Genomic DNA, 19,311 nt, shown 5'->3' on the forward strand with positions numbered 1-19,311 from the left:
ATGGCGCGTCAGTTGCTTAACACCCTTTATGTCATGACACCGAATTCCTATCTCCATCTGGAGAACGATACGGTGCGGGTAGAAGTGGAGCGTGAGAAGAAATTACAGGTACCGCTGCATCATCTGGGTAGTGTGATATGTCTGGGTAATATCATGCTTTCACCTGCGTTGATGCATCGCTGTGCGGATGATGGCATCAGCTTGGTGTTACTGAATAATCACGGACGATTTAAGGCTCGCCTGGAAGGCTCCGTTTCCGGCAATATCTTGTTGCGACAAGCGCAGCATCGTTTGGCACTAGACCGAAAATTTGCGCTGGGTATTGCTCAGAGCACGATTGCCGGGAAGTTGCGTAATGCCCGTCAAATCTTGCTGCGTGGTGCACGTGAAGCAGGTGATGTTGAGGATAGTAGCGCACTCGCGGCGGCAACCGAGAGACTCTCCAATTCGTTGCGTAACCTGCCTCACGCACCTGATTTGGATGTGGTGCGCGGTATTGAGGGCGATGCGGCAAAAAATTATTTCGCCGCGTTGTCGCTGTTGGTCAAGCGCGAGGTACGCGACAAGTTCACCATGGATGGGCGCACTCGTCGTCCACCGCGTGACCGATTCAATGCGCTGCTTTCTTTTCTCTACTCCATGCTGATGAACGACTGCCGTTCCGCGCTGGAGGCGGTGGGTCTCGATCCTCAGCTTGGCTTCTTGCATACCGTTCGCCCTGGACGGGCCGCACTCGCACTGGATTTGATGGAAGAGTTTCGTGCCATTTTCGCTGATCGGTTGGCACTCACCTTGATTAACCGGGGGCAGATTGGCCCCAACGATTTTGCTGAACGTGAAGGTGGAGCGGTTCTGCTTGAAGGCGATGCACGCCGTACCGTGGTGGTCGCCTATCAAGAGCGCAAACAGGAAGAGGTGATGCATCCTTTGCTTGAAACCAAGGTGCCGATTGGTCTGATACCGTTGCTGCAAGCGCGCTTCATGGCGCGCACTCTGCGCGGGGAAATGGAAGGCTATCTCCCGTTTCTTTACCGTTAAATACTATGCTGATTATTATTACTTACGATGTATCTACTATCACCGCTGCCGGACGCAAACGGTTGCGTCGCGTCGCGAAAGTTTGCGAAAGCACTGGGCAACGAGTGCAGAATTCTGTGTTTGAGTGCAAGGTTAACCAAATGCAGCTTGAAGAATTAGAACGGCGACTGCTTGCCGAGATAGACGAAAAAGAAGACAGCCTGCGCTTATATCGCTTGACCGAACCGGTGGAGTTGCACATCAAGGAGTATGGGAATTTCCATGCTGTGGATTTTGAAGGGACGCTGGTAATATGACGCGCGAACCAGTAGCAACGACACAAACCCGGCAGGTTCGCGCTGTGGCTAATATATTGACGAAGGAGGATTTCCTGTCTTCGTCGTTTGATTGTACGGACTCTCTGCTGTGTGAAAACAGAGGGTTCGCGCAAAGTGCGCTTTTCATCGTTGCAAGTCATGACGTTGTAAGCGGACTGTAGCGCCCGTCCTTCGGGATGGGCGAGGATTGAAACACTAACAAAGACACAGGCGTAATCACCCCAGCCGGTGTAGCGCCCGTCCTTCGGGATGGGCGAGGATTGAAACTATGTAATACCCGTACAAAGTCTCCCATGGGAGAGTAGCGCCCGTCCTTCGGGATGGGCGAGGATTGAAACAAAAAATGATAATGAAGCGCTGCGCTCAATTGGTGTAGCGCCCGTCCTTCGGGATGGGCGAGGATTGAAACTTCCGTAAGGTATTAGGTAACCTTGACCATTAAGTAGCGCCCGTCCTTCGGGATGGGCGAGGATTGAAACGACCAATACCAGCAGAGCGCTGCGTAGCCATAGAGTAGCGCCCGTCCTTCGGGATGGGCGAGGATTGAAACTCTATAGACGATCCGCTAAGAGGCACTACGCTACGTAGCGCCCGTCCTTCGGGATGGGCGAGGATTGAAACCTACTAGCACTGCCTTTGTAAGGCCCTTTGTAATGGTAGCGCCCGTCCTTCGGGATGGGCGAGGATTGAAACACATTCACCGGCGTCAGTATATTGGCTGATGGACTGTAGCGCCCGTCCTTCGGGATGGGCGAGGATTGAAACACTGCGCTGACCAGTTGTTACGAGTGGCTTCTCGGTAGCGCCCGTCCTTCGGGATGGGCGAGGATTGAAACAGGCATTCCAGAATTTTTGGGTATGATCTTCGGCGTAGCGCCCGTCCTTCGGGATGGGCGAGGATTGAAACCAATACTTTGCATTATACCAATGCGCCGCGCTCCCGTAGCGCCCGTCCTTCGGGATGGGCGAGGATTGAAACCATCTGTCCTGCCATCCGTGCCAAGGATCTCTTAGTAGCGCCCGTCCTTCGGGATGGGCGAGGATTGAAACACATGGACACTCACGGCAATTTTTAAATTTAATCGTAGCGCCCGTCCTTCGGGATGGGCGAGGATTGAAACACCTATATACGAAAGAACGCCATCAAGATAAATGGTAGCGCCCGTCCTTCGGGATGGGCGAGGATTGAAACACAGATGTTTACTTAATTCCACTCGAAACCGGCGTAGCGCCCGTCCTTCGGGATGGGCGAGGATTGAAACATCTGCACAGTGGAGTCTGATATCGATAGGCATTGGTAGCGCCCGTCCTTCGGGATGGGCGAGGATTGAAACAGAGATTTCAATGTGGGCTTATCAAGCAAACCTGCGTAGCGCCCGTCCTTCGGGATGGGCGAGGATTGAAACAGGTGTAAGCACTATTTTCCAGTCGTCCTGCATACGTAGCGCCCGTCCTTCGGGATGGGCGAGGATTGAAACAGTTTATTGGAACCCTTCAAGCACTCTCAGAATGGGTAGCGCCCGTCCTTCGGGATGGGCGAGGATTGAAACATTGATCAGGCAGCAGGGCAAATGAGTGCGCCTTGTAGCGCCCGTCCTTCGGGATGGGCGAGGATTGAAACACCAAGCAGGGCTGCCACTGACCGTATGAAAAACGTAGCGCCCGTCCTTCGGGATGGGCGAGGATTGAAACTTCCCAAACCAGGATTTCCTCTTCCGGGTTTACAAGTAGCGCCCGTCCTTCGGGATGGGCGAGGATTGAAACGAGCAATGCTTTGCTTTGCGTGGCATCCAACCCGAGTAGCGCCCGTCCTTCGGGATGGGCGAGGATTGAAACATTTTCACATGCAAAAGCCGTCAAAGTAACTTAATGTAGCGCCCGTCCTTCGGGATGGGCGAGGATTGAAACCGACAAGCGCATTCCCAGTAGTAGCGCCTGCCCACGTAGCGCCCGTCCTTCGGGATGGGCGAGGATTGAAACCACCAATTCGGCGCGTTCTCACCAATGTCCGGCAGCCGGTAGCGCCCGTCCTTCGGGATGGGCGAGGATTGAAACTAGTGCCGTAATGATCTGGCCTTTGCCTGCTTCTGTAGCGCCCGTCCTTCGGGATGGGCGAGGATTGAAACTTGCTTAGAGCAAGGACAGAGCTATATTTCAATGAGTAGCGCCCGTCCTTCGGGATGGGCGAGGATTGAAACAAACCTTTGCTATTTTAGAGACCGTAGCCAAATCGGTAGCGCCCGTCCTTCGGGACGGGTGCTGCCAGTTTCGACCTCACTATTCCTCTCTGAGTAAGCGTTTGGCGTTTGAATAATTAATTTTGTGACTGTTTAAAAATGGAGGGATCGAGTTGATGCCTCTGGAGTAATTTATAGAACTCAGTTCGGTTGCGTTTGGCTAAACCTGCAGCTTTGGTCACATTACCTGCCGTAATTTTTAGCACACGTACCAGATAATCTCTTTCGAAGTGCCTGCGCGCATCTTCGAACGAAACTAACCCTTCTTCTTCTTTTTGCATGGCATCGTAAATCAGCACGGGAGAAATGAGGGGAGCAGTGCCTAACACAACGCATTGTTCGACAATATTCATCAGTTGGCGCACGTTGCCAGGCCACGACGCACGAACCAGCATTTCCATTGCATCAGGAGAAAATCCATTAATCTCTTTATCGTATTTTGCGCAAAGCACACTGAGAAAATGGTTTGCCAGCAGAGGGATATCTTCTCGTCGTTGTGATAATGCAGGGATTGTCAGCGCTACAACTTTTAGTCGGTAATAGAGATCCTCGCGAAAGCTGCCTGTACTGATTTCAGTCAGAAGGTCCCGGTGGGTAGCAGAAATAATGCGTACATCCACCGGAATCGTCTGCACTGATCCTACAGGGCGTACTTGTCTTTCTTGGAGAACTCGTAACAATTTGACCTGGAGCGGAAGCGGCATATCGCCAATTTCATCCAGAAGAAGCGTGCCTCCTTCTGCCAATTGAAACAAGCCCTTGTGATCACGAACTGCGCCGGTAAACGCGCCTTTGACGTGCCCGAATAATTCTGATTCCAATAACTGTTCGGGAATTGCAGCACAATTGACGGCTACAAACGGCCGATCACGGCGCTTGGATGCATCGTGAATGGCATGGGCAAATAATTCCTTGCCGGCACCGCTTTCTCCGTAAATCAGCACGCTTGCATCGCCTTTTGCGACGAGTTCTGCTTTTGTGAGGATATCCTCCATCATGGCGCTTTGGGTAATGATATCTTTACGCCACGGTGCTTGAGATTCTTCTTTTTGGAGCGCAGTGCCAGGTACCAGTCTAAGAGCCTGAACAACCTGGGCCAGCAGAATTTTACTATCGAAAGGTTTAGTCAGATAGCCAAATACTCCTCGTTGCGTCGCGGCAACCGCATCAGGTATCGTGCCATGTGCTGTTAGGATGATTACAGGCAAAGTAGGTATGGTGCGGTGAATATGTTCGAACAATTTCATTCCGTCCATGCCGCTCATTTGCATATCGCTAATAACCAGTTGCGGGCGCGACACATCCAAATAATTAAGGGCTATCTCGGCACTTTGCGCCAATTCTGTTTTATATCCAGCGGCTGTCAAACGAATGGAAAGCAGCTCTAGCAGGTCTGTATCATCGTCGACTATGAGGATTTTTGGATTAGATTCAATTATTTTTTGCATACTTATGGCTTATCCCTGAGGATGAGATTTTTTTCCATACTCTTAATGTTATCAATCTGATTTTTCAAAACCTCAGAGTATTTTTGTTCTTCTTTCAACTTTTGCGATAGCTCATTCACACTGCCGTTAATGCGCTGCTGTTCAGCAAGTAGCATTAATAGTAAATGTTTGAAGCTACGCATGCCGGTCGACAATTTCGCATCTTTCGGCAATTCATTGAGCAGATTAAGCGCAGCGCCAGTGTCACGGAAGGATGAGTTGGGCAATATAAGGAGTAGTGCTAATTCTGCTCGGGCAGTATCGCTTTTGGCCAATATTAGATTTTGTTTCGCTTTGTCATGTTCTTTAATCAGTTCTGTTACAGACATTTTTCGGATGTATTCGAAATATTGCATTAATACTTCCAGTTGGCTGGGTGCGATAAGAGGTTGAGGAGGTAACATTACTATAGGTGGCTGGTTCGCTGGTATGGCTGATATGACTGGTACGGTTGAACAAGCGTTCAGAGTGACCAATATTATTGTTAGAAAAACCCATGAATTTTTAGGGTTAATACTCATTAGCTACTTTCTGGATCATGGATGGGCAAGGTAAGACGGAAATGGGTGCCTGCTGTACTTTGTTGCACTAGATCAATATTTCGACCATTAGCGAGAGCGTATTCACTATCGCTTCGCCGTTCAGAAGAGCGGTTTGCCTTGAGCTCAATATTGCCACCGTGAGCAAGAGCGTATTCACGCGCAATGGATAGTCCCAACCCCGTTCCCTTGACATGGCTATCAGGCATTCTTCGCCCCTGATAAAAGGGCTCAAATACTCTGTCCTGGTCGATTTCGTCTATGCCTGGACCGGCATCCATTATGTCCAGTTGTGCCGAATCGTCAACCTTGTTTGTCCATATTTTAATGCGACCGCCGGGCGGGGAAAATTTCACGGCATTTGATAAAAGGTTGTCAATAATGATTCTGATTTTTTGTTTATCGCAGTCAATCATCAATTCCGTGCTAGCTAGATCGATTTTCAGGTTTTTATTCATAATGGCGAGGTTCTGATCTTGCAATACGACACTCAAAATGCCCGCTAAATTCGTTTGATGTTTCATAAGTGCAGATTTTTCGGTCTGCAACGCGCTGTAGTTTAATAAATCTTCGATGCGTTTTTGCAATTGTATGCTGTTGCTATGGAGGATATTTGCGATCTGTTGTTGTTTTACGGTCAATGCCCCGACCACTCCTTCTGCAAGCAAGTCCGCACCTTCGCGCATTGACGTAAGGGGTGTTTTGAGTTCGTGAGAAACGTGTCGAAGAAATTTGGTTTTTTGTTCTTCCAGTTTTAGCAAGCGTCGACGCATCCAATCAAGTCGTTCGCCTAGGTACATTAAATCCTGTGGGCCATCGACACGTACTATTTTTGATAATTCACCCTGTCCCATGTTACGGATAGCTTCATCAATTTGACGAATGGGGCGTGTAATCAACACAGAGAATCCAAGTGCCAGCAATATCGCGAACGGGATCAACGCGAACAACTCCCAAACCATAACCGTATGTGCATGCTCTGCCATATTTTGCATTTCCTCCACTTCTAGTTCAATTAATGCATAACCGACGGTAGAAAAATTGCGCGTAGATTCCAGCAGTGGGGTAAAGCTTTGAACCAGCTCGCGTAGTTTATCTGGAACTTGGCTCGCAGCCGATACTTGCTGAAAAATCGCGGTTTCAAGCGATTGTAGCTGGGCCAACATATGCTTCTGTTCAGTACGTGATGAGAGTTGGAAAAGGTTTGTGGCTGTTTTTCCAAACTTCGTATGTGCTTGAAAATATCCCTCGAGCAAGGATTCATCACCAAGAATAAGCGTCTGTCGCACGCTTCGTTCCATTAGATGAATTTCATTTGTTAAAGTATGACTGGCAAGTGTAATTTGCACTGCCTGATATACAGCCTTGCGACTTTGGCCTGCCAAACGGTCGATGGATACAGCACTATTAATAAGCGCAACAATGAGCGGCAGACCAACGAGTGTAAATCCGAGCAGAATCAGCTTCAGGAACGATTTTGGATTGTGCCGAAATCTTCCTAAAGCGGTGGCAGCAAGCCCCCCCTCTGTTCCTGTAGTATCAGCGGTTGTGAAGAACCCCATTATTTATTCGGTATCAGTAAAATAACTATGAGGATATAAACGTATGGTCGCAGTTCGGGTAGAGAAATGGTTAGTGCACCAAATTTCGGATAGCCTATTTCCTCAGCACTATTTCCCTGCCATTCTTTCATGTGAATCAAGAAAGAGCCAACTTCAAAATATTTTGCATCTACATGTTGTACCGAGAAAAATAATTGGCTACTTTAGCCTTAAATTGTATTGAATCGCAATAACTATCTGGATCGCCTTAATTCACGATTCGCGCATTGCGGAGAGCATCGGCAAGTTGGTACACTGACATAGCGTAGAAGATGTTGTTGTTGTAAAGCATAATGACTTGATAATTTTTGAATGCCAGCCAGAATTCCTTGCCATCGGATACAGTAAAATCCAGCAGCCATGCAGATTTCAGGTCTGCGGTTTGTACCACTGGAATCACTCCCATTTCTGCCCAAGCTGCCATGTTGTGGGTTTCTTTGATATTTAATTCAGCCTTTTCGTTTAATTTGGCACGAACCGCCACAGGTTCGCCACTTTGCCAGCCATATTGTTTGAAATAATTTGCCACACTACCGATGGAGTCTTCCGGATCATTGAATAAATTGATTTCTCCATCGTTGTTAAAATCCACTGCGTGTTTGCGGTAACTGCTCGGCATGAATTGTGGAATGCCCACTGCACCTGCATAGGAGCCTTGTATTTTGAATGGTTCGAATTTTTGTTCGCGTGCCAGCAATAGGTATTGCTCCAATTCGTTGCGGAAAAAATAGGCACGACGCGGATAGTCGAAGGCTAAGGTAGTCAGTGTATCCAATACATTGAACTTACCTGTGTTGCGACCATAATTGGTTTCCACACCAATCACCGCGACGATCATTTCCTGCGGCACGCCGTATTCCTTTTCCGCACGTTGCAGCGCGTTTATATGGTTTTGCCAAAATTTTAGTCCATCGCTTATGTGCTTATTGTTGGTGAAAGCGGCACGGTATTGTGGCCAGGGTTTGATGGTAGCTGGTGCGGAAATGAGATTGATAACCGCTGGGCGGTATTGCGTGCGTTGAAATATTTGCTCCAGTTCATCACGCTTGAACTGGTGTTTTATCACCATTTCGTCAATGAATTGGGGGAGGCCGGGTAATTCCATTGCACCCACGCTTGGAATAAAAAGCAGTAGCAGAGCGAAACAAAGCCAAGTCATCATATCGACTGTCTCCCCTGTTTGTAATAATGAAACCGGCTGAAAATGGTGGAGCCCAATGGGTAAAGCATTTTTATTTCCTGTATCAAGCATTTTATAGAAACATTGGGCTTCATTTTTCTGGCTCACAAGTAAAAAATGGAGTCCAACAGAGCCAAGGCTGAGTTAAATCGAACAAATCTAGTGCTACAAACCCAGACAGTTTATTGGGCCGCTATCTGTTTGTATTTTACCCTCGACAAAGGGATGCACCACTGTTAAATTCCGCTCCCTGATTGCATTGGACTGGAGAATTTTATTTTTATGAAAAAACCAACACAGCATCACCGCCTACTTATTCTTGGCTCAGGCCCTGCAGGATATACTGCCGCAGTCTATGCTGCGCGTGCCAACCTTAAGCCGATGTTGATAACCGGCATGGCGCAAGGGGGCCAACTGATGACTACCACCGATGTAGACAACTGGCCCGCCGATGCGATGGGTGTGCAAGGCCCCGAACTGATGACACGCTTTCAGCAACATGCGGAACGCTTTGATACACAAATTATTTTTGATCACATTCATACCGTCAAGCTGCAACAAAAACCATTCGCTTTGATCGGCGATGCGGGTAGTTATACTTGCGATGCACTTATTATCGCCACGGGTGCTTCGGCACAGTATCTCGGTTTGCCTTCTGAAGAAAAATTCATGGGTAAGGGTGTGTCCGCTTGTGCCACCTGCGATGGTTTCTTTTATCGCGGGCAGGATGTGGCAGTAATAGGGGGTGGCAACACAGCAGTGGAAGAAGCGCTGTATCTTTCTAAGATTGCACGCCATGTCACGCTCGTGCATAGACGCGATAGCTTCCGTGCTGAACGCATCACAGTGGATCATTTAATGAAGCAGGTTGAGCAAGGCAAGATTACGCTGCAACTGCATCAAGTATTAGACGAAGTGTTAGGTGACCACAGCGGTGTAACTGGTATGCGTCTCAAGCATATGCAAACCGGTCACACGCAAAACATCTTGCTGACCGGTGTATTCGTCGCGATCGGCCATAAACCCAATACTGACATTTTCAACGGTCAGTTAGAAATGGAAAATGGCTACATAATCACGCGTGGGGGGCTGAATGGAAATGCTACAGCCACTAGTATTTCCGGTGTGTTTGCGGCAGGTGATGTACAAGATTATATTTACCGTCAAGCGGTAACCAGCGCCGCTACTGGATGCATGGCAGCGTTGGATGCGGATAAATATTTAAGCACACTGAGCCACTGTAAGGAGTAATTGAAGGAGCAATGAAAAAAAAGAAGGATCAGCCTGCACCTATTAATGCCGAGTTATTCCGACAGGCACTGGATGGTGTTATTCCCTTGCCGCCATCCAACCGCATCTCCTTGGCTCAACCATTACGTCGCGTAATGCCACGTGGCACTGTAATTTCTACCCACTTAATTGAGGACACGTTATCCGACAATGATGCTGGGGGTGATGTTCCGACCGAGTTTCTGCGTTCTGGTATGTCGCGCATGACCCTGCGTAAGTTGCGGCGTGGGCGATGGCCGATGCAGGACACCCTGGATTTACATGGTTTCCACAGTGATGCGGCACGCAAGCTATTGCTTGAATTCTTGCGCGATGCGGCGCAGCATAGTTTGCACTTTGTGTGTGTGATACACGGCAAAGGATGGCAAGCAGGTGGTAAGGAAGGTGTACTGAAAAGCCGTGTGCGCCATTGGTTGTCACAATATTCCGAAGTGCTGGCATTTTGCGAAGCGCCGCTAAATGCGGGTGGTAGTGGCGCAGTTTGGGTATTGCTTAAGGCCGGTGGCCAAAGCAGCAACATTCTGGATAAATGAGAGTCGGCAGAATACTAATTTAAACGAAATAAATCAGATAAGGCGGGGGAGTTTTAAACATGCTTATGTGTTATTCGCTGACGGTCGCCGTAATACAAAGAGTCATATTCAGATTACTGTCTCTTTGCCTCATTCTGCTCGGACTCCCAACAAATATGTCTTGGGCCGATAGCCTGCAACTCGATAAGCTGCGCCTTCCACCGGGTTTTCAAATTGAATTGCTGACCGACGCCGTACCGAATGCGCGCCAGATGGTTCTGGGTCGATACGCGGACGGTCGAGGTGTACTTTATGTAGGTAGTATGGCTGCCGGAAACGTCTACGCAGTTGAACTGAAGCAGGATCGAACTGCTGCGGTACATATTATTGCATCAGGTCTTACGAAGCCCGTAGGCGTGGCTTATCGAGAGGGCCAGTTATATGTATCCGCCGTATCCCGAATTCTTCGTTTGGATGAAATTGATGGTCGATTAACCAATCCGCCCAAACCCATTGTGGTCACTGATCGCCTTCCTATCGAAACTCATCACGGCTGGAAATTTATCGCTTTCGGTCCCGATGGCTGGCTGTACGTGCCAGTTGGGGCGCCTTGCAATATCTGTAATCCAGACGATCGCTTTGCCAATATCCAGCGGATGAAACCGGATGGTAGCGCGATGGAAGTTGTGGCACGTGGCGTACGGAACTCAGTTGGGTTTGACTGGAGCCCGATCGATAGTTCGCTATGGTTCACCGATAATGGGCGGGACATGCTAGGAGATGATCTACCGAGCGACGAACTCAATCACGTCTTAAAGCCCGGTCAACATTTTGGTTATCCATACTGTCATCAAGGTGATACGCCAGACCCGGAATTTGGGAACAAGCGAAAATGTGAAGAGTTCGTGACGCCGGTAGTTAAGCTTGGAGCACACGTCGCATCCCTTGGGATGAGGTTTTATACTGGAAAGCAATTTCCGAATGCATATCGGAATAACGTGTTCATTGCTGAACACGGTTCATGGAATAGAAGCCAAAAAGTGGGCTACCAGATTGTCAGGGTGGTGCTTGATAACCAGGGTGGAGTCGCTCGTCATGAACCTTTCATTAGCGGCTGGTTGCAAAAGGATGCTAGCGGCAAAGAATCGGTTTGGGGCCGTCCTGCCGACGTACTAGTCATGCCTGATGGTTCGCTGCTCATTAGTGACGACCTTGCAGGGGCAATTTACCGTGTGAAGTATACGCTTTGAATACATGCATTGTTGCGTGCTGCAAGAGCCTGAATACGCTGTTGTGATTGATTCTTGAATCCGCCAAATTGAACGCGATCTGATCAAGGGATTTTACGACATACCGTTTCAAGGGACTCAACTTCAAGAGGGCAACATAAGTTGGTTGAGCTGCTGTGCTGGTAGTCAATGGGTTATTGGGGCATCTGGTATAAATGGCATCAGAAATTTGTGATGTGATATATAGATGTATTTAGGTTGCTCTGCATTTTTAAGAGTTTGTACATTTTTCGAAAGAGATATCTGTTATTTATTGGCTTGACTGAGGGGGCTACTTTACATAGACTGCGGCGGCTTTGAGGGCCTTGTTGCTATCAGTAAATTGTTCATCTTATATTTTTATGCTTTAAATTATCAAACAGGAAAAAATTATGCCCGCCATCGACGTTAATGATAAAACCTATGAAACCGACAAGGAAGGTTATCTCGTCAATTTTGACGCCTGGAACATGGACATCGCGAAATTTATTGCACACGCCGAGGAATTGGAAATGACCGATAATCACTGGGAAATTATCAAATTTTTGCGCGCGTACTACAAACAACATCAAAGTACACCCAATATTCGGGAATTAACCCAAGCAGTCAGCGAGGAATTAAGCGAAGAAAAAGGTAAGAGTCCCTACCTGTATGATCTGTTCCCTTCAGGTCCGGCGGAGCAAGGATGTAAGATCGCGGGATTACCCAAGCTTTTTGTAGATCCCAATGCACATACAGTCATTTAAGTTTATGTTTAAAAGTAAAAAATTTGACAATTTATGTCATAGACTCTAAGCGTTTTAGTAATTAATTCAAAGCTAAATTAGTTTAGAAGATTATCTGATCCTTGATTTAGCTATCCCGTTGTTTATTCCGTAACAGTCTCAGTTTGCGCGGCTGTTACGCTTGGTCAGTAAGCTTACTGGTCAAGCGTAGTCCTTTCCAGAATCTTATATAGTCCTGGAGTTAATGTACCCTACCAGCTGGTAAGGTATATTCGCGCTGGGAGATTTGATCAAGTGTGCATTGATGTGTGCACAGATTTGCTGGCGCAGTTTGACTTAGAAACTATGTCTTGCTCTGATTATCTGGGACGAGGTATTTGATAAGATACTAGCGTTAATCGATGGCGATAACATGATAGCTCATATGCCAGCGTTCGCACTCATTGCGGCAGAGCATACTTGGACGTTGGGGTATTTGCGCCAGACTGATTCCAGCACAAATACCTTTTCTTACTATTCTATACAATCATTAGCGTGCTGCCTTGGCCAACGCAGCCAGCGTGTCACCTCCCAAATCGGCACTATAGTAGCCCAGGTTTGCGCCAGTCTCATCTATGCTCACTTTTGGCATCAGTCCGGCGGCCAGTAGCGACTCATTCTTGGCAACACGGTGTACGTCGTGAGGATCAATGATGCCGGCATTGCTATATACGTTAGAAACTGCGCTGTTATCGTTCTTTTTCGTGCTGTCGTCCAGCGTGTATATGGTGCGCTGGTTAAGAAGGGATACAGCATGGGAATCATATTCATTAAGTAAAAAAACCAGAATATTTTTGCCTAAAACTTCTTTTTTGTTAGTTGATTTCACATCCAGGATTGCGCTTTGGATTACGCGGTGGAAGGCAAGTGTAGGCTGTGTATTAATTTCGTCGCTATCCGGTGCGACAGGTGTATTTTTATCGACAAAATCAATTAGCAAGATGCGCAATTCTTCAATATTTACCCCGCGGGACTGCAATACCTCTATCGCCGAAGGATTATCCAACATGGCCAGCAGCAAATGCTCCACTGAGAGGGTTTTATGCCGCTTTGCGCGCGCTTCGATGATAGTTTGACGTAGGTTGGTTTCAAGTTCTTTTCCAAGCAAATCTGCCCGATAAAGTTTCCACATTGATGTTTCCTCCAGTTGATTATAGCGAATGTCATTGCTGTTTGGCATATGTCGAAACCTGTACTATTTTGATCTCGATGGGTGACTACCTTTCAGTATATTACGAAAAATATGTGGTGGGCAAATGAAATATCTAACGCTAGCATTAACATAGTCGTTTCAGAAAAATCCCATTTTAAGCTTCTATTTTTAACAATTGTCAGTCGTAAAAATTTTGTTGCTGAACAAGTTTTGTAACGGTTGCGTCAATTCAGCCGCACAAAAGCGCCAATTGGGCTTGTCCCGCATAACAAGGCTAGCTAACGATTTCATAGCTACCCCAAATCATGTGACCAAGGCCAATTTCGACACAATCCCTCAGCTTTGAATAGGAATTGAATAGCATCGTTAATGACGGGAATTATTATTTATGGTTTATGCTTTTGTTGATAACTTGATTTTGTTGCATTTACCGCAAAAATGCATACTGTCGGATGCGTAAATATGTCGGTACTTGAAGCTAACGCAATGGATGCGCAGTGTACCAACGAACGCATACCAAAACCCCATCTTCGGAGAGTCATATCTTTTTAATATCGAGCATCTCGTGTTACAGCGACCATTTTAAATCGACCAGCATAACCAATTTTAATTGGTCGCACTTAATGCGACAGAACCATTTGGTTGAGCCTCTGTATCAGTAGCAAAAAGGAAGGGGATTTCATACCAATTCAGGTTGCTTGGTTGCAAATTTTGCTCATGTCCTTTAGTTTTCATGATGCTGCAGCCATTGCTCCAGCATCATCAACACCCAAATCATAACGCCGTAATAAACTGCATGTCCTGAGCGGTGTTGTTCTATCAACGCATCAAGGTATTCTGGTTTGATATAACCGCGCCCTCGTAATGATTTCAAACTGTCGTAGGTTAGCTTTTGCAGTGGGAGGTAAGTTTGCATCCATACGCCAAAAGGTAAACCAAATCCTTGCTTGCTTTTGGTGAGAGTCTCTTGGGGCAAAAAATCTTTGAGTGCTTCCTTGAAAAAGTATCTGAGCTTCAACCCTTTTACTTTAAGAGACGGGGGAAGTTGCGCTGCAAACGTGACAATATCCTCATCCAACAGAGGGTAATGAACTGCTACACCCGCCAATTCACACATTCGGTTAACCTTGCGCAAATCGTTGTCAGCTAAGGTGAATTTTAAATCCAGATTAAGGAGGCGATTGATAGAGGAAGTGGAATCGGTACGGCCATATTCTGCTCGTAGCAGTTCGTTCGGTTCTTGGTGATTCACTTGAGCCAGAAAGTCAGCAGTGAATATCTCGCTCGGCGAGGCGCGATGTAAAAAATTATAAGTTTCCAACCGATCTGGTAATGGGATTTGAGCTTGCGCGATGTAGCTTTTTAACTTTCTCAATAATGGGATATGTTCTATGCCCGGCATGCCAGACATAACAGGCTCCAATATGCTACGTCGTAGCATTGCAGGTACAAGAGAATAAGCTTCGAATATTTTTTGTTTGGCATAGCGCGCGTTTCCGCCAAAAATTTCGTCCCCGCCGTCCCCCGCCAGCATCAGCCGGATGCCTTGCTCTTTGGCTAATTTGGCACAACAATAGGTAGGAACTGCCGATGCATTTCCAAAGGGCTCGTCGTAGGCTTTGGCAATCAGCGGGATCGTATCAACGACATCTTGTGCCGTAACATAGTATTCGTGAGCATGGGTGCCAAAATGCTTGCTCGTAATCCGTGCAAACTCCATTTCATCGTAGCCTTCGGCTGCAAATCCAATAGAAAAAGTATCTGCCGGTTTAGTAGATGACTGGGCGAGTACTCCTGCGATAGTCGAGCTGTCCGTACCACCACTTAAAAAGGCACCGACTTGTTCATCAGTTACCGATCTTCTCAGAGCCGTTTGCAGCAATTTTTGGAGACTTTCCTTGCGTTGTATAAAGTGGCTTTGCCCCGAATCAGCATATTGCAGGTGCCAATAAAAGTTCGTTTCCACTTTCCCATTTTGGAATAGCGCAGACTGCCCGGGCAGTAGCTTGCGTACATTTTTATATATACTTCCAGGAGAAGGAACTGAATGAAAAAATAAATAATTAAAGATCGATTGCGGATCAATCACTCGCTCCATATTAGGATGAGCGACCACTCCATTCGTGCTGGTCGCAAAAATAAAATGGTTGCATGGTGCGGCATAGCAAATGGAGTAAATACCCAATCGATCAATGGCGACAAGAGCCGTACCTTCCTGTGCATTAATAATGGCAACGCAAAAAGCTCCATGCATATCCTCAAGAAATGTTTTTCCTGATCGAGAGTAGGCTTTAGCTACTGCAGCCGCTGAAGTTTTCTCTTGCGCAAGTTCATTTAATTCATCGTTTCCCCAATATACATTGCCGACAATAACTATCTTAAGCAAGCCTTCTTCATGGCAACTTGCTTGGTCAATTTTTGACCAAGCTGCTATTCCCTCACAAGAGCCATAAAGCGCCTGCATCGAATCGCTTTTTTCGTCAGTCATAGCATCTACCATGGCATCGGTTATTTCTTTAGCAAGCATACAATCCTCCTTGCCCCCGAACCAACCACACATTCCCTTCATGCAATCTCCTTGTTAGTTCTCAATGGAGCAACTTTAATTAAACCTTTGGCATTGCCGGAGGTCATTCAATTTGATAAATCTGCTTATTACATTGATCTCATTACATTTCCTTGATGAGGATGGAATCTTAGATTGATCGATGTAATAACTATGCATTCCTCATTAATGTAATGATGTTGTTACTTATACTTGCTACCATATTACTTTATAACATTTAATCGGCTTTATGTGATTTGTAGTGGATAACTCTTAGGTAAGTGCAAGATGAGCAAAAGAGATAGTCATCTAAAAGTTGGTTCGTCCTGAGCAGATGCGGCCATATGTTAAGGTACTCACCATGCTGGTTATTATGTCTAAAATGGCGATGAGGTTTTTGTTCATGACTTGACGCCCATTCCAGCTAATCAACTGTATGAATGATTTTTGGTGGTTAATAAATATTATGCCTCTGAACCATTTTCAGTTTTAATTGACAAACTATTTGTAATCAAATAGATAAATAGTTGACTTATGAATACGACGGAAGTGAACCTGCTGGACTGGCAGAAACGGTACGGAACGGAAGAAGCCTGCGCTCAAGCGCTGGCGCAACAACGCTGGTCGGAAGGATTCCGTTGTCCGCAATGTAGAATGGCTATGCCCTCACCACGCGCCACAGTTACGAATGCTCCCAATGTCATTACCAAGCTTCGCTCACGGCTGGGACGCTGTTTCACTCCACCAACCTTTCCCTGACCAAGTGGTTCTGGGCAATCTATCTGAGTTCATCGGACAAGGGTATCTCCACCATGCGGCTTTCCAAACAAATCGGTATATCTTGGATCACCGTCAGCCGGATACTGCGCAAGATACGTATTGCCATGGGGCATCTTGCAGCCTCTATCGGCTGCAAGATCTGATCGAGATTGACGATGCTCTGGTAGGTGGCAGACGCAGTGGAAAGCGGGGCGCGGCGCTGAAGGAAAATCTCCGGTGCTGGTGGCGGTTGAGAACCGGGGTCAGCGTGCCGGTTATATCGCCATGCAAAAGGTCTCCGCTGTGACAAAGAAGTCGGTGGCGAAGTTTGTGCAACACCCCCTCCCGCCTGGCCAACCAGTGCGCAATGATGCGCTGGCTTCGTTGGTGGAGATCGGCAAGACCCAGCACCATACCGCACGGGTGACCCCGCCCGACAAAGCCGGAGAATGGCTGCCCTGGGTGCATATCGCCATCGGCAACCTCAAGGCGTTTCTGCTGGGAACCTATCACGGGGTATCGTCCAAGTATCTGCAAGAGTATTTCAATGAGTTCTGTTATCGATTCAATTGACGTGCGTGGGAAGCAGAATTGCCATTACACCTCCTCAACGCTTGCCTTACGCATACTCAGGTTAAACTGAAAATGGTTTAGAGGCATAATAAATATTGAATTAAGTACGGTATCGCACTGTCCGAGTTTAATATTTCGCGCAGTATTCACGTGCGGATATTACCGTCATATTGGTAATCAATTTCCAGGAGATTTTTATGAACAAAGATGATGACAAGGATATGGAAGTAAAAGGAAAGCTTCAGAAGAACATTGGTAAAGCCCAAGTTGGTTTTGGTGATCTTAAGGAATGATCTAAAGAAAAACAACTGAAGCGAATATGGTGCAGAATGCATTAACAATATTAAATGTGCGAATGCACAGCAAACATTTCTTAAACAAAAAATTTCTACTGGAGATAAATTATGAGTTATGAAAATAATGATACTGATGAGATAAACAAAAACAGTGGTAATAGGCTTGGCCCCCAATTAATGGGGGTAAATACGCTTATTGGAAATGATGTCTATAATCAAATAGAAGAAGATCTGGGTGACATCAAGGAAATAATGCTGGACATGGAGAGCGGTAAAATCGTTTATGCAGTTTTGTCCTATGGCGGTATTCTCGGCATCGGAGAAAAACTTTTCGCAGTGCCATGGGGTGCGTTGACACTAGATACGCCGAATAAGCGTTTCATACTTAATGTAGAGAAAGATCAACTCGAGAATGCGCCGGGATTCGATAAGGATAATTGGCCCAATGTGGCGGATCCAGCTTGGAAAAATCAAGTTTAGCAATCTGGACTTGATCTGACAGACACCCTAAAAATTCGGTAACTGTCAGATTAAGTCTGACCTAGTGCAACTACACATTAACTTACCTGATTAGCCACAATGTTCAGCCGCGCGTATGAGGCGCTCAGGATAGGGCGAAGTGACGGATGATGCTCGAAGCAGTCTGAACAGAATGACAGACAGGTCGAAGCGGCGGTTGAATCGATATTGAAACTCGGCGAGATCACGATGGGCGTACTTGGAGAAATCGAACGCATGGTAGGTTCCAGAGAACGTCGTCTTCAGATTGCCTAAGAGGGTATTGACCGCGCGAAATTGCTCCAGCTTTACGCAGGCAGTACCGCCGCCGGTGACGGTGCGCTCGTGAGTGGCTCCAGATTCTGTGACGGCTCGGAAGCACCCCAATCCATCGGAAATGACATTAACCGACGCGCACAGCGATTTCTTCGCCCACTGGGCAATCGCGTCTTTGGTAAATTTCAGCCTGGTCAGGCAAACGAACAGCGGATGGCCAGTTTCAGTGGTCTGCACCGCAGCGATGAAGGGCACCTTGTTCTCCGAGCCCCGGCCGCTCTTGCCGCCGGGCAACTCCCCACCCAGATAAGCGTCGTCGATCTCAACGCGACCGTCGAGCTGGCGCGATTCTTCCCGCACCGTCATGACTTGCATCAGCTTGTGTTTCAACAGCCAGGCGGTCTTGTAGCGTACCCCCAAATGACGTTTGAGTTCCAGCGCCAATATGCTGTTCTTCGATTGACTCAACAGATGCATACCCAAAAACCAGTGGGTCAGGGGCAGCTTCGTGGCGTGGAAAATCGTCCCGCAGATTGCAGTGGTCTGTTCTCGGCACATCGAACACTGCCAGTAATGCAGTCCCTTGCGCTCGAAGGTGCTATGGTGCGTACCGCCGCACTTCGGACAAACAAACCCGGCAGGCCAGCGCGAAGCAACCAATGCTGCGTGGCATTTATCCTCCGTTCCGTAATTTTCCATGAATCCAGTCATCGACAGACCTTTTTGAAACTGAATCTTGTTGATCCCCATCGCGCACTCCTCTTGTCGGTATGCGCTTATTATCCGCCTCTACAGGCTCACCAGATGAGCCTGCTGAGTTTCGTGGCTAATCAGGTTAACTTTTGTGGTTGGGATCTTGAATCCGGCCTACATTAAATTTCACCGCCGTGCTTCTTCCATGTCGATCACTAGGCATGCATTGCATCAAGATCCCTTCTGAATTTTAGCCGTTCAAACTTATTTCTCGTTGGAAATTCA

General features: G+C 47.1%; 15 protein-coding genes, 1 pseudogene and 1 CRISPR repeat array. Of the genes and pseudogenes, 8 read left to right on the forward strand and 8 right to left on the reverse strand.

Going from position 1 to position 19,311, the window contains the following annotated elements; genetic code table 11:
• Positions 1–1,038, forward strand: coding sequence for a type I-C CRISPR-associated endonuclease Cas1c (gene cas1c / locus MKZ32_RS06360; RefSeq protein ID WP_239796502.1), 1,038 nt, complete (start codon positions 1–3; stop codon positions 1,036–1,038).
• A 5-nt stretch (positions 1,039–1,043) separates the two neighbouring features.
• Positions 1,044–1,334, forward strand: coding sequence for a CRISPR-associated endonuclease Cas2 (gene cas2 / locus MKZ32_RS06365; protein WP_239190183.1), 291 nt, complete (start codon positions 1,044–1,046; stop codon positions 1,332–1,334).
• A gap of 178 nt (positions 1,335–1,512) precedes the next feature.
• A CRISPR array of direct repeats spans positions 1,513–3,553; the repeat unit is 37 nt; unit sequence GTAGCGCCCGTCCTTCGGGATGGGCGAGGATTGAAAC.
• Positions 3,554–3,669: 116 nt separating this feature from the next.
• Here cas2 and MKZ32_RS06370 read toward each other — a convergent pair.
• From MKZ32_RS06370 to mltB, 4 genes are all read right to left on the reverse strand, one after another.
• Positions 3,670–5,040 carry a sigma 54-interacting transcriptional regulator gene (locus tag MKZ32_RS06370; protein WP_239796503.1) on the reverse strand — a complete coding sequence of 457 codons (1,371 nt, stop codon included), beginning with the start codon at positions 5,038–5,040 and terminating at the stop codon, positions 3,670–3,672.
• Positions 5,041–5,042: 2 nt separating this feature from the next.
• The gene (locus tag MKZ32_RS06375) at positions 5,043–5,600 is read right to left on the reverse strand and encodes a dihydrolipoamide acyltransferase (protein ID WP_239796504.1); all 558 of its coding nucleotides are present in this window, start codon (positions 5,598–5,600) and stop codon (positions 5,043–5,045) included.
• A complete protein-coding gene (locus MKZ32_RS06380; protein WP_239796505.1) occupies positions 5,600–7,180 on the reverse strand; it encodes a sensor histidine kinase in 1,581 nt (526 codons plus the stop codon). The genes MKZ32_RS06375 and MKZ32_RS06380 overlap by 1 nt, the downstream gene beginning before the upstream one ends.
• Positions 7,181–7,427: 247 nt before the next feature.
• Complete coding sequence (gene mltB, locus MKZ32_RS06385; protein WP_239796506.1) at positions 7,428–8,381, reverse strand: lytic murein transglycosylase B; 954 nt, start codon at positions 8,379–8,381, stop codon at positions 7,428–7,430.
• 300 nt (positions 8,382–8,681) lie between these two features.
• Here mltB and trxB point away from each other — a divergent pair, with 300 nt between their 5' ends.
• The 4 genes from trxB (at position 8,682) to MKZ32_RS06405 (ending at position 12,215) form a co-directional block, all read left to right on the forward strand.
• Complete coding sequence (trxB, locus tag MKZ32_RS06390; RefSeq protein WP_239796507.1) at positions 8,682–9,650, forward strand: thioredoxin-disulfide reductase; 969 nt, start codon at positions 8,682–8,684, stop codon at positions 9,648–9,650.
• Between the two features lie 11 nt (positions 9,651–9,661).
• Positions 9,662–10,222 (forward strand): Smr/MutS family protein, encoded by a 561-nt coding sequence (locus MKZ32_RS06395; RefSeq protein WP_239796508.1) that lies wholly within the window; start codon positions 9,662–9,664, stop codon positions 10,220–10,222.
• A gap of 155 nt (positions 10,223–10,377) precedes the next feature.
• A complete protein-coding gene (locus MKZ32_RS06400; protein WP_239796509.1) occupies positions 10,378–11,451 on the forward strand; it encodes a PQQ-dependent sugar dehydrogenase in 1,074 nt (357 codons plus the stop codon).
• 410 nt (positions 11,452–11,861) lie between these two features.
• On the forward strand, positions 11,862–12,215 hold the full coding sequence (locus MKZ32_RS06405) for a TusE/DsrC/DsvC family sulfur relay protein (protein ID WP_239796510.1): 354 nt from the start codon (positions 11,862–11,864) through the stop codon (positions 12,213–12,215).
• Positions 12,216–12,723: 508 nt separating this feature from the next.
• Here MKZ32_RS06405 and MKZ32_RS06410 read toward each other — a convergent pair.
• The 3 genes from MKZ32_RS06410 to MKZ32_RS06415 all read right to left on the reverse strand — a co-directional run bounded on the left by MKZ32_RS06410 (position 12,724) and on the right by MKZ32_RS06415 (position 15,913).
• Positions 12,724–13,365, reverse strand: a complete 642-nt coding sequence (locus MKZ32_RS06410; protein ID WP_239796511.1) for a Clp protease N-terminal domain-containing protein — start codon at positions 13,363–13,365, stop codon at positions 12,724–12,726.
• Between the two features lie 627 nt (positions 13,366–13,992).
• On the reverse strand, positions 13,993–14,121 hold the full coding sequence (locus MKZ32_RS15430) for a hypothetical protein (protein ID WP_275584262.1): 129 nt from the start codon (positions 14,119–14,121) through the stop codon (positions 13,993–13,995).
• On the reverse strand, positions 14,111–15,913 hold the full coding sequence (locus MKZ32_RS06415; RefSeq protein ID WP_239796512.1) for an asparagine synthetase B family protein: 1,803 nt from the start codon (positions 15,911–15,913) through the stop codon (positions 14,111–14,113). The genes MKZ32_RS15430 and MKZ32_RS06415 overlap by 11 nt, the downstream gene beginning before the upstream one ends.
• A 552-nt stretch (positions 15,914–16,465) precedes the next feature.
• Here MKZ32_RS06415 and MKZ32_RS06420 point away from each other — a divergent pair.
• Together MKZ32_RS06420 and MKZ32_RS06425 are read left to right on the forward strand one after the other, a co-directional pair.
• A pseudogene (locus tag MKZ32_RS06420) lies at positions 16,466–17,344 on the forward strand (IS1595 family transposase).
• Positions 17,345–17,667: 323 nt separating this feature from the next.
• Positions 17,668–18,039 (forward strand): PRC-barrel domain-containing protein, encoded by a 372-nt coding sequence (locus MKZ32_RS06425; protein WP_239796513.1) that lies wholly within the window; start codon positions 17,668–17,670, stop codon positions 18,037–18,039.
• Positions 18,040–18,129: 90 nt separating this feature from the next.
• Here MKZ32_RS06425 and MKZ32_RS06430 read toward each other — a convergent pair whose 3' ends face one another.
• Positions 18,130–19,083, reverse strand: a complete 954-nt coding sequence (locus MKZ32_RS06430; protein ID WP_239796514.1) for an IS1595 family transposase — start codon at positions 19,081–19,083, stop codon at positions 18,130–18,132.
• Between the last annotated feature and the right edge of the window lie 228 nt (positions 19,084–19,311).

The sequence above is a fragment of the Candidatus Nitrotoga arctica genome (assembly GCF_918378365.1).
GTDB classification, from domain to species: domain Bacteria; phylum Pseudomonadota; class Gammaproteobacteria; order Burkholderiales; family Gallionellaceae; genus Nitrotoga; species Nitrotoga arctica.

Bases quoted from the DNA above. Each gene is read 5' to 3' on its own strand.
- cas1c (WP_239796502.1), top strand. From the start codon at position 1: ATGGCGCGTCAGTTGCTTAACACCCTTTATGTCATGACACCGAATTCC.
- cas2 (WP_239190183.1), top strand. From the start codon at position 1,044: ATGCTGATTATTATTACTTACGATGTATCTACTATCACCGCTGCCGGA.
- MKZ32_RS06370 (WP_239796503.1), bottom strand. From the start codon at position 5,040: ATGCAAAAAATAATTGAATCTAATCCAAAAATCCTCATAGTCGACGAT.
- MKZ32_RS06375 (WP_239796504.1), bottom strand. From the start codon at position 5,600: ATGAGTATTAACCCTAAAAATTCATGGGTTTTTCTAACAATAATATTG.
- MKZ32_RS06380 (WP_239796505.1), bottom strand. From the start codon at position 7,180: ATGGGGTTCTTCACAACCGCTGATACTACAGGAACAGAGGGGGGGCTT.
- mltB (WP_239796506.1), bottom strand. From the start codon at position 8,381: ATGATGACTTGGCTTTGTTTCGCTCTGCTACTGCTTTTTATTCCAAGC.
- trxB (WP_239796507.1), top strand. From the start codon at position 8,682: ATGAAAAAACCAACACAGCATCACCGCCTACTTATTCTTGGCTCAGGC.
- MKZ32_RS06395 (WP_239796508.1), top strand. From the start codon at position 9,662: ATGAAAAAAAAGAAGGATCAGCCTGCACCTATTAATGCCGAGTTATTC.
- MKZ32_RS06400 (WP_239796509.1), top strand. From the start codon at position 10,378: ATGTCTTGGGCCGATAGCCTGCAACTCGATAAGCTGCGCCTTCCACCG.
- MKZ32_RS06405 (WP_239796510.1), top strand. From the start codon at position 11,862: ATGCCCGCCATCGACGTTAATGATAAAACCTATGAAACCGACAAGGAA.
- MKZ32_RS06410 (WP_239796511.1), bottom strand. From the start codon at position 13,365: ATGTGGAAACTTTATCGGGCAGATTTGCTTGGAAAAGAACTTGAAACC.
- MKZ32_RS15430 (WP_275584262.1), bottom strand. From the start codon at position 14,121: ATGAAAACTAAAGGACATGAGCAAAATTTGCAACCAAGCAACCTGAAT.
- MKZ32_RS06415 (WP_239796512.1), bottom strand. From the start codon at position 15,913: ATGCTTGCTAAAGAAATAACCGATGCCATGGTAGATGCTATGACTGAC.
- MKZ32_RS06425 (WP_239796513.1), top strand. From the start codon at position 17,668: ATGAGTTATGAAAATAATGATACTGATGAGATAAACAAAAACAGTGGT.
- MKZ32_RS06430 (WP_239796514.1), bottom strand. From the start codon at position 19,083: ATGGGGATCAACAAGATTCAGTTTCAAAAAGGTCTGTCGATGACTGGA.